12 protein-coding genes are annotated in these 8,916 nt (G+C 63.1%); 10 read left to right on the top strand and 2 right to left on the bottom strand.

Annotation, left to right across the window (positions count from 1 at the left end):
* Positions 1-46: 46 nt before the first annotated feature.
* Positions 47-430: a hypothetical protein gene (locus EN906_RS13270; RefSeq protein WP_127269523.1), complete on the bottom strand. Its 384-nt coding sequence runs from the start codon at positions 428-430 to the stop codon at positions 47-49.
* A gap of 179 nt (positions 431-609) precedes the next feature.
* On the opposite strand from EN906_RS13270, the gene ureC reads away from it, so the two are divergent.
* From ureC to EN906_RS13225, 9 genes are all read left to right on the top strand, one after another.
* Positions 610-2,325, top strand: a complete 1,716-nt coding sequence (ureC, locus tag EN906_RS13265) for an urease subunit alpha (RefSeq protein ID WP_164748835.1) — start codon at positions 610-612, stop codon at positions 2,323-2,325.
* A gap of 32 nt (positions 2,326-2,357) precedes the next feature.
* Positions 2,358-2,792: a hypothetical protein gene (locus EN906_RS13260; protein WP_127272482.1), complete on the top strand. Its 435-nt coding sequence runs from the start codon at positions 2,358-2,360 to the stop codon at positions 2,790-2,792.
* A gap of 34 nt (positions 2,793-2,826) precedes the next feature.
* The gene (locus tag EN906_RS13255; RefSeq protein ID WP_127268405.1) at positions 2,827-3,420 is read left to right on the top strand and encodes a hypothetical protein; all 594 of its coding nucleotides are present in this window, start codon (positions 2,827-2,829) and stop codon (positions 3,418-3,420) included.
* 44 nt (positions 3,421-3,464) lie between these two features.
* Positions 3,465-4,070: a glutathione S-transferase family protein gene (locus EN906_RS13250; protein WP_127268406.1), complete on the top strand. Its 606-nt coding sequence runs from the start codon at positions 3,465-3,467 to the stop codon at positions 4,068-4,070.
* Positions 4,067-4,660 carry an urease accessory protein UreE gene (gene ureE / locus EN906_RS13245; protein ID WP_127268407.1) on the top strand — a complete coding sequence of 198 codons (594 nt, stop codon included), beginning with the start codon at positions 4,067-4,069 and terminating at the stop codon, positions 4,658-4,660. The genes EN906_RS13250 and ureE overlap by 4 nt, the downstream gene beginning before the upstream one ends.
* Complete coding sequence (locus tag EN906_RS13240) at positions 4,653-5,324, top strand: urease accessory protein UreF (protein WP_164748834.1); 672 nt, start codon at positions 4,653-4,655, stop codon at positions 5,322-5,324. The genes ureE and EN906_RS13240 overlap by 8 nt, the downstream gene beginning before the upstream one ends.
* A complete protein-coding gene (locus tag EN906_RS13235) occupies positions 5,321-5,761 on the top strand; it encodes a DUF3995 domain-containing protein (protein ID WP_127268408.1) in 441 nt (146 codons plus the stop codon). Before EN906_RS13240 ends, EN906_RS13235 begins: the two co-directional genes overlap by 4 nt.
* The gene (gene ureG / locus EN906_RS13230) at positions 5,758-6,402 is read left to right on the top strand and encodes an urease accessory protein UreG (protein ID WP_127268409.1); all 645 of its coding nucleotides are present in this window, start codon (positions 5,758-5,760) and stop codon (positions 6,400-6,402) included. The genes EN906_RS13235 and ureG overlap by 4 nt, the downstream gene beginning before the upstream one ends.
* A gap of 82 nt (positions 6,403-6,484) precedes the next feature.
* Entirely contained in the window at positions 6,485-7,252 is a 768-nt protein-coding gene (locus EN906_RS13225; RefSeq protein WP_127268410.1) for a class II aldolase and adducin N-terminal domain-containing protein, read from the top strand.
* Positions 7,253-7,521: 269 nt separating this feature from the next.
* Here EN906_RS13225 and EN906_RS13215 read toward each other — a convergent pair whose 3' ends face one another.
* A complete protein-coding gene (locus EN906_RS13215; protein ID WP_127268412.1) occupies positions 7,522-8,154 on the bottom strand; it encodes an HAD family phosphatase in 633 nt (210 codons plus the stop codon).
* A 246-nt stretch (positions 8,155-8,400) separates the two neighbouring features.
* On the opposite strand from EN906_RS13215, the gene EN906_RS13210 reads away from it, so the two are divergent.
* A partial coding sequence (locus EN906_RS13210) for a sugar-binding domain-containing protein (protein WP_245484243.1) occupies positions 8,401-8,916 on the top strand: 516 nt, incomplete at its 3' end.

Genomic DNA, 8,916 nt, shown 5'->3' with positions numbered 1-8,916 from the left:
CCCGAGGCGGCCGGCCGGGGGGATGCAGGCCCGCCGTGCCGTGGCGTCAGCTCGCCTTCTTGGTGATCAGGGTCAGTGCGCCATTGGGTTCCATACTGGCCGCGACCACCTGCGCCGAGGTCATTCCCTTGGCCTCCAGCGCCGACTTCACCTTGGGCGTGGCGTCGATCGAGCTGCGCAGTTTCTTCAAGCCGTCATCGCCGCGCTGGGCGATCACCTGGTTGACCTGCGTCTGGGTGTCCTTTGGCAGCTCCGTGATGTCGACGATGTTGACGCTCTGGATCGTCGGCACCGCCGGCTGAGCCTGGGGCGTGGCTGGAGCAGGCGTTGCCGGCGCCGGAGTGGGCTGTGGCGCGGGTTGCTGCTGGGCACTGGCGGCGCCAGCCAGCATCAGGCTGGCAGCTGCGGCAAGAATTATCGTTTTGCGCATGGATTTTCCTTTCCATCGATTGGCAAACGGTCGGTCTGGGGTGACCCCCTAACCTCAACCGCCAAATGGGATCAGAAGGTGTCGCCCAGCGGGTCATTGCGTGACCATAGGATGGCAGCAATGTGCAGCCGCGCTTCAATCCAACCGCATTTCGGCAAACCGCATTTCGGGAGCAATCGCTGATGGCCAGAATTACCCGCGCCGCCTACGCGCAGATGTATGGCCCGACGGTCGGCGACAAAGTGCGCCTTGCCGACACCGAACTGTTCATCGAGGTCGAGAAGGATCTCACCATCCATGGCGAAGAGGTGAAATTCGGCGGCGGCAAGGTGATCCGCGACGGCATGGGCCAGAGCCAGGTTTCCAGAGCCCAGGGCGCCGTCGACACGGTGATCACCAACGCACTGGTGATCGATGCCAGCGCAGGCATCTTCAAGGCCGATATCGGGCTTCGCGACGGCCGCATCGCGGCCATCGGCAAGGCCGGCAATCCGGACACGCAGGATGGCGTCACCATCATCATTGGTCCCGGCACCGAGATCATCGCCGGCGAGGGCAAGATCCTGACCGCAGGCGGCTTCGACGCGCATATCCACTTCATCTGCCCGCAGCAGATCGAGGAAGCGCTGATGTCAGGCATCACCACCATGCTCGGCGGCGGCACCGGTCCGGCGCACGGCACGCTGGCCACCACCTGTACGCCGGGGCCATGGCACATGGCCCGCATGATCCAGTCCTTCGATGCCTTCCCGATGAACATCGGCCTGTCGGGCAAGGGCAATGCCTCCCTGCCCGCCGCGCTTGAGGAAATGGTGCTGGGCGGCGCCTGCTCGCTGAAGCTGCACGAAGACTGGGGCACGACGCCGGCGGCCATTGATTGCTGCCTGTCGGTCGCCGACGACTACGACGTGCAGGTGATGATCCATACCGATACGCTGAACGAATCCGGCTTTGTCGAGAACACGGTCGCCGCCATCAAAGGCCGCACCATTCATGCCTTCCACACCGAGGGTGCCGGCGGCGGCCACGCACCTGACATCATCAAGGTCTGCGGCCTGCCCAACGTCATCCCGTCCTCGACCAACCCGACGCGGCCCTACACGGTCAACACGCTGGCCGAGCATCTCGACATGCTGATGGTCTGCCATCATTTGTCGCCGTCGATCCCTGAGGACATCGCCTTTGCCGAAAGCCGCATCCGCAAGGAGACCATCGCGGCGGAAGACATTTTGCACGACATCGGCGCCTTCTCGATCATCTCGTCGGATTCGCAGGCCATGGGCCGTGTCGGCGAAGTCGCGATCCGCACCTGGCAGACCGCCGACAAGATGAAGCGCCAGCGCGGCTCGCTGCCGCAGGAGACCGGCAACAACGACAATTTCCGCGTCCGCCGCTACATCGCCAAATACACGATCAACCCGGCCATCGCGCATGGGCTGTCGAAAGACATCGGCTCGATCGCGGTCGGCAAGCGCGCCGACCTGGTGCTGTGGAACCCGGCCTTCTTCGGCGTCAAGCCGGACATGGTGCTGATCGGCGGCATGATCGCCGCAGCGCCCATGGGCGACCCCAACGCCTCGATCCCGACGCCGCAGCCGATGCACTACCGGCCGATGTTCGGCGCCTATGGCAAGGCCAGGACCAACTCGTCGGTGACCTTCGTTTCAAAAGCCGCGCTCGAATCAGGCCTGCACGGCAGGCTCGGTGTCGACAAGCAGTTCGTCGCCGTCGAGAACACCCGCGGCGGCATCGGCAAGCATTCGATGGTGCTCAACGACGCCACGCCGCATGTCGAGGTCGATCCGGAAACCTACGAGGTGCGTGCCGACGGGGAATTGCTCACCTGCGAGCCGGCTACCGTGCTGCCGATGGCGCAGAGGTATTTTCTGTTTTAGGATTGCTGCGCCCACGACGTATCGGACCCATCATGGACGAGCAAAAGAAACTTGCCTTAATTTCGAGGATGGGCGCGCTGCAAAAATACAACGGCGGCATTGCCCCACTCTCCATGCCGCTTGTTACATTGGAAGAATATTTCGATGGGGCTCAAGGCGAAGCCGGATTGCTGTGCAACAGCCCGGAGGCACCGAACAATGATACGGTTCTGGCTACATTTCAGTCGATACGGAAAAAGCCCGAAGTTCACGATGTCCGGATAGCGATCGTGCAGTGCGATGATGGAGAATGGCCATTCTCTGACAAAGTCGTCATTACAACGCGCGCCAGCGAAGAACATGTGATTGGCTGGCTGCCATCAGGCTTCGAGCCGGACGAAACCTGGGAAGGAGATGTCGATCACCTGCCCGCCGAGCAGATTGAAGTTCCGGCCGGCTACCGAAAGCTGTGGCTTTGGTATGATTAGCCGAAATTGTCGAAGCAGCTGGTAAGACACACGAATGGCCACCGAAATCGCTTCCGCCCACGACATCTTCCCGCACATCCGCATCGTCATGGGCATGGTGATCGGGCTTGGCGTCGCCCGCCTGCTGTCGGGGGTGGCGCGCATCGTCCAGCATCCCGGCCAGTACAAGCTCTATCCCGTGCATCTGGCCTGGGTCGTCTCGGTGCTCCTGATGCTGGTGCATTTCTGGTGGTGGGAGTTCGGCCTCTACGCCATCGAAACCTGGACCTTCGGCAAGTACCTGTTCATCATCTTCTACGCGATCACGCTGTTCCTGCTGTGTGCGCTTTTGTTTCCCGATTCGATGCTGGACTACACCAGCTACGAGGATTTCTTCTATTCGCGCCGTGCGTGGTTCTTCGGCCTGCTGGCTGCGACCTACCTGCTCGACGTGGTCGACACGCTGCTGAAGGGGCCGGAGCATTTCGCCCGCTTCGGCAGCGAGTATCTGTTCCGCACGCCGGTCTTCGTCGCGCTCTGCATCATCGCGATCCTGGTGCGCGACCGCCGCTTCCACATCGCCTTCGTCACGGCGGCGCTTATCTACCAGATATCGTTCATCCTGCGGCTCTTCGACACCATCGTCTGAACGAACGCGATGGTCTAGCTTGTTGGAGAAAGGCAGGGTTCGACATGTACAAGGCCGTTGGATCGCGCGGATCCCGGGTCAGCCGCGTTCTCTGGATGCTCGAGGAGCTCGGGCAGCCTTATGAATTGGTCGAGGTTCATCTGCGCTCACCGGAAGCCTATGCGCTCAACCCATCGGGCAAGGTGCCGATCCTCATCGACGGCGAGCTGACGGTGACGGATTCGGCGGCGATCTGCGTTTATCTAGCCGACAAGCATGCCGACAAGGACATGGGCGCCAACCCGGGCGTCGCGGGCCGTGCCGAGATGGATTCCTGGATGCATTTTGCCCAGAGCGAGTTGGAAGCGCCGCTGTGGAACAAATTGCGCCATCGCTTCCTGCTGCCTAGGGATGTGCGCGTCGATGTCGGTCCTGCGGCGGCTTACGATTTTGCCTCGGAACTGAAGGCGCTGGAGCGGCGGCTGGGCGACAAACCGTTTGCGCTCGGCGATCGGTTTTCCGCTGTCGATGTGCTGCTCGGCGACATGGGCGGCTGGGCTCGCGCCGGCCGATTCCCGATCGACTCCGAGCGCGTCAACGCCTATTTCGACCGCGTGCTGGCACGGCCCGCCCGTGCACGGGCGCAAGCAAATGGGGGATCCATGAAATGAAGCTCAACCTCAACACCGACTTCACCAAATTCCCGCGGGCCGTCTCCGTACTGTCCGCCGGCAACGCCGGAACCACGCTACCGTCCGGCCGGGCCATTCTCGCCCATGACGAGCGGCATTTGCGCCGCCGCGCCATCGAGCTTGCCGACGGCAGCAAGGTGCTGGTCGACCTGCCCGAACCCGTCGCCTTGAACGATGGCGACCGGCTGGTGCTGGAGGATGGCGGCCATGTCGAGATCATCGCGGCGCCGGAAGAGGTCTATGACATCCGCGCCCGCGACGGCGTGCATCTGGCCGAGCTCGCCTGGCACATCGGCAACCGCCATCTCGCAGCAAGCATCGAGGCCGGTCGCATCCTCATCCTGCGGGACCATGTTATCAAGGCGATGCTGGAGGGGCTCGGCGCCACGGTGGCCGACGTTTCCGAACCGTTCAAGCCGGTGCGCGGCGCCTATTCCGGGCATGGCGGGCAAAGCCACGATCACGGCCATGCGCATGCCCACAGCCACGCCGAAGCGCACAGCCATTCTCATGACGAAGCGCATACCCATTCGCACAGTCACGCCGGCCATCACCACGATCATGGCTGACCAGCCTTCGAACATCGCCCTGCTGCGGCTGATGGCGTGGCTGTCGCCTGCCTTTCCGGTCGGCGGCTTTTCCTACAGCCATGGTCTCGAGCGCGCGGTGCATGACGGGCTGGTTGCCGATGCCGGGAGCCTGGCCGGCTGGCTGGAAACGCTTGTCGAGATCGGTTCGGGCTGGAACGACGCCGTGCTGTTCGCCGAGAGTTGGCGCCGCGCACGCCACGCCGGTGATCTCGATGAAGTGGCGGCACTCGCCGAGGCGCTGGCCGGCTCGCGCGAACGCCATACCGAAACCATGCTGCAGGGTGCGGCCTTCCTCAAAGCGGCGGCAGCCTGGCCAAATCCGGTGCTGAAACGGCTGCCGGCTGAATGCGCCTATTGCGTCGCCGTCGGCGCTGTTGCCGGCGGCAATTCAATTGCGCTTCAGGATGCGCTGTCAGCCTTCCTGCAAACCTTCTTCTCCAACCTCGCCCAGGCGGCGATCCGGCTTGGCATCGTCGGCCAGAGCGGCGCGACCACGTTGTTAGCCGGCTTCGAGCCGCTGGCGCTGACGACCGCAGCCCGCGCCGCGCGCTCGACACTGGACGATCTCGGTGGCTGCGCCTTCGTCTCCGATGTCATGGCGATGAAGCACGAAACCCAGTATTCGCGGCTGTTCCGCTCATGACTTTTCTCGCCTTCGCGCTCTCCCTTGTTCTGCTGCTGATCACCGCGCTGCATGTCTATTGGGGTCTTGGCGGCATCTGGCCGGGCCGGGATGCGGCCTCGTGCGCTCGCGCCGTGGTCGGTTTTCGCGGTGTCGATGAGATGCCGTCGCCGTTCGCCAGTTTCGCCGTTGCCGCGTGCCTGTGCCTGGCGACACTATGGCCGCTGGCGCTCGAAGGCGTCTTTGCTTCACCCTTCCCAAAGCAGGGCCTCGCCGCCACTTCGCTGCTCATCGGCCTAGTGTTCCTGGGTCGCGGCATAGCCGGCTTCACGCCATGGTGGCGGCGGCTGGCGCCGGAACAACCTTTCGCGCGGCTCGATGTCCGCTATTATTCGCCGCTCTGCCTGTTGATCGGGCTCGGCTTTGCCATCCTCGCCATCACGGAGTTTCCGACATGACACAGACAAATGGCCCGCTGCGCATCGGCATTGGCGGCCCGGTCGGTTCGGGCAAGACGACGCTGACCGAAAAACTGTGCAAGGCGTTGCGCGACGAGTTTTCCATCGCCGTCGTCACCAACGACATCTACACCAAGGAAGACGCCATGATGCTGGCGCGGCTGCAGGCACTGCCCGAGGACCGCATCATGGGTGTCGAGACCGGCGGCTGCCCGCACACCGCCATCCGCGAGGATGCGTCGATCAATCTGCAGGCAATCGCCGAAATGAACAGGAAATTCCCGGATCTCGACATCGTCTTCATCGAATCCGGCGGCGACAATCTTGCCGCGACCTTCTCGCCTGACCTCGCCGACCTGACGCTCTATGTCATCTCGGTTTGCCAGGGCGAGGAGATTCCGCGCAAGGGCGGGCCGGCGATCACCCGCTCCGATTTCCTGGTGATCAACAAGAGCGATCTTGCTCCTTACGTAAACGTCAATCTCGATGTCATGGAGAGCGACGCCGGCCGCATGCGCGGAAAACGGCCGTTCGGCTTCACCGACCTGTCGCGCGGCAAGGGGCTGCAGGAGGTGATCGATTTCATCATCGAGCATGGCGGCCTGCGGGCCAGCGGTGCCGCTGCCAGCACGGCAGCGTGAGACAGCTATCCCTGCACCAACCAAAACCGGTTGCGGACATGGGCTGGCCACGGCATTCTTGCCGAAACCGGAGGATTTTAGGATGAGCCTTGCCCGTCTGCAAAAGGAAACGCTGACCAACCTGCCCTACTATGAGGAGCGCGTCGATCTTGCCTGCGCCTTCCGCTGGACGGCACGGCTCAACATGCATGAGGCGGTGGCCAATCACTTCTCGCTGGCCGTCAATGATGGCGGGACACAGTTCCTGATGAACCCCAACCAGGTGCATTTCTCGCGCATCAAGGCGAGCGACCTTCTGATGATCGATGCCAACGATCCAGAAACGCTCTCCGGCCCCGATGCGCCCGACCCAACGGCGTGGGGACTGCATGGCGCCATCCATCGCAATGTGCGCCACGCGCGCTGTGTCATGCATGTCCATTCGATCCACGCCACGGTGCTGGCATCGCTCGCTGACTCGACACTGCCGCCGATCGACCAGAATTCAGCGATGTTCTTCAATCGCCATGTCGTGGACGCGCATTATGGCGGGCTGGCCTTCGAGGAGGAGGGCGAGCGCTGCTCGCAGCTTCTCGTCGATCCCAAGGTCAAGGTGATGGTGATGGGCAATCACGGCGTGCTGGTCATCGGCGACACGGTCGCCGATGCCTTCAACCGCATGTTCTATTTCGAACGCGCCGCCGAGACCTACATCAAGGCGCTGTGGACCGGCCGCCCGCTGCGCACGCTTTCCGACGCGATCGCAGAAAAGGCCGCGAGCGAGATGGACGACTATCCCGGCCAGGCCGAACGCCATCTCAGCGAGTTGAAGGCGATCCTCGACGAGCAGGAACCGGTTTACCGGAATTGAGGACCCTTCTCCCCGTCACTATACGGGGAGAAGGTGCCGGCAGGCGGATGAGGGGCGGCGCAAGCCCCGAAAGTGTGGGACGAACCAAAACTCGGCCTGACCGTGATCTCAATACGCCATGGAAAGCGCCTTCATTGTCAATCGCGGCGCCGCCCCTCATCGCCCTGCCGGGCACTTCTCCCCGTATAGTGACGGGGAGAAGGACGCTCTTATTCGCCGGTTTCGCCAATCATCGACGTCGCAGGAAGAGCCACCCACTTTCCCCAAGCTTAAAGCCCCAGTTCAGTCCGCAATTCCTCGGCGCTGTTGATGACGACGGCGCCGGGCGGGCCTTCCATCGGCTTTTCCGGCCAGAAGATCGTTTTCATGCCCGCCGCCAGTCCCGCCATGGCGCCCGGCCAGCTGTCGTCGATCGCCACGGCGTGCGTAGGGTCGACATCGGCCAGATAGGCGGCGCGCAGGAACGGCTCGGCATGCGGCTTGCCTTCGCGCACATCGTTGCGGCTGATCGTCTTCATGCCGGGGTAGATCAGGCCGACCATGCTCAGATTGGCGTCGACGATCATCCGGTCCGAATTCGAGACCACGGCCTGCTGGATGCCTCTTGCACGCAGCTCGTTGAATATCTCGATCGCGCCCGGGCGCGGCTTCAGCCCCTCGACCAACGGCAGATAATGCTCGTATTTGCGCACGATCCAGTCGTCGAAAGGCAGGTCCAGGCCGAACTCGTCGCGCATCATCTCGTAGACCGGCCAGGCGGCGACACCGAGCACGCGCTCATGCAGATCGTCCGGCGGGACAAGGCCGACATTGCGCATCGCCGCCATCAGGGCTGCTTCGTGCAGCGGTTCGCTGTCGACCAGCGTGCCGTCCATGTCCCAGAAAACCGCTTTCGGCATCATGTGAGGCTCCTTTTTGCCATCCCTTAAAGGGTTTGAGCCGGGAGATAAACCTTCGGAGCACAAGAACCTGCCGCCTGCCGGGACCGCGGCCAAGTCTCTTTGGCGACACAGGCAAAAAACTGGGCCGTGCCTACGCCGATCGACAGCAAGCAATTGCTCCCGAGATTGACAATTGCGCAGCAGGCCGTTCCCTGCGAAAGTGGGCATGGGCCGCTCTCATGACCGGCGGTCTCGGGAGGCAGGACTTTGAATAGCCGGCAGGATGGTGGCAGCAACAGGCTGGACGATGCGGCGCGCGCCGGCTGGCTTTATTATGTTGCCGGCAACACACAGGACCAGATCGCTTCGACGCTCGGCATTTCGCGGCAAACGGCGCAGCGGCTGGTATCGCTGGCGGTGTCGGAGGGCTTGATCAAGGTTCGCGTCGACCATCCGATCGCCAACTGCCTCGATCTGGCGGCACGGCTGAGATCGCGCTTTGCGCTCGATCTGGTCGAGGTGGTGCCGAGCGACCCCAATTCGTCCTCGACCACGATCGGCATCGCCGAAGCGGCTGCCGCCGAGATCGAGCGGCGGCTGCGGTCACCGACCCCGATCGTCATGGCGATCGGCACCGGGCGCACGCTGAAGGCGGCGATCGAGCAGTTGCCGCCGATGGAATGCCCGCAGCACAAGGTGGTGTCGTTGACCGGCAACATCTCGCCGGACGGCTCGGCAGCCTTCTACAACGTCATCTTCACCATGGCCGACAGGGTCAAGGCG

The sequence above is a fragment of the Mesorhizobium sp. M7A.F.Ca.CA.004.06.1.1 genome (genome assembly GCF_003999135.1).
Classification (GTDB): domain Bacteria; phylum Pseudomonadota; class Alphaproteobacteria; order Rhizobiales; family Rhizobiaceae; genus Mesorhizobium.
The sequence above is the reverse complement of the archived record's forward strand: the minus strand, read 5'-3'. Positions and strand labels throughout refer to the sequence as shown.

Bases quoted from the DNA above. Each gene is read 5' to 3' on its own strand.
- EN906_RS13270 (WP_127269523.1), bottom strand. From the start codon at position 430: ATGCGCAAAACGATAATTCTTGCCGCAGCTGCCAGCCTGATGCTGGCT.
- EN906_RS13260 (WP_127272482.1), top strand. From the start codon at position 2,358: ATGGACGAGCAAAAGAAACTTGCCTTAATTTCGAGGATGGGCGCGCTG.
- EN906_RS13255 (WP_127268405.1), top strand. From the start codon at position 2,827: ATGGCCACCGAAATCGCTTCCGCCCACGACATCTTCCCGCACATCCGC.
- EN906_RS13250 (WP_127268406.1), top strand. From the start codon at position 3,465: ATGTACAAGGCCGTTGGATCGCGCGGATCCCGGGTCAGCCGCGTTCTC.
- ureE (WP_127268407.1), top strand. From the start codon at position 4,067: ATGAAGCTCAACCTCAACACCGACTTCACCAAATTCCCGCGGGCCGTC.
- EN906_RS13240 (WP_164748834.1), top strand. From the start codon at position 4,653: ATGGCTGACCAGCCTTCGAACATCGCCCTGCTGCGGCTGATGGCGTGG.
- EN906_RS13235 (WP_127268408.1), top strand. From the start codon at position 5,321: ATGACTTTTCTCGCCTTCGCGCTCTCCCTTGTTCTGCTGCTGATCACC.
- ureG (WP_127268409.1), top strand. From the start codon at position 5,758: ATGACACAGACAAATGGCCCGCTGCGCATCGGCATTGGCGGCCCGGTC.
- EN906_RS13225 (WP_127268410.1), top strand. From the start codon at position 6,485: ATGAGCCTTGCCCGTCTGCAAAAGGAAACGCTGACCAACCTGCCCTAC.
- EN906_RS13215 (WP_127268412.1), bottom strand. From the start codon at position 8,154: ATGATGCCGAAAGCGGTTTTCTGGGACATGGACGGCACGCTGGTCGAC.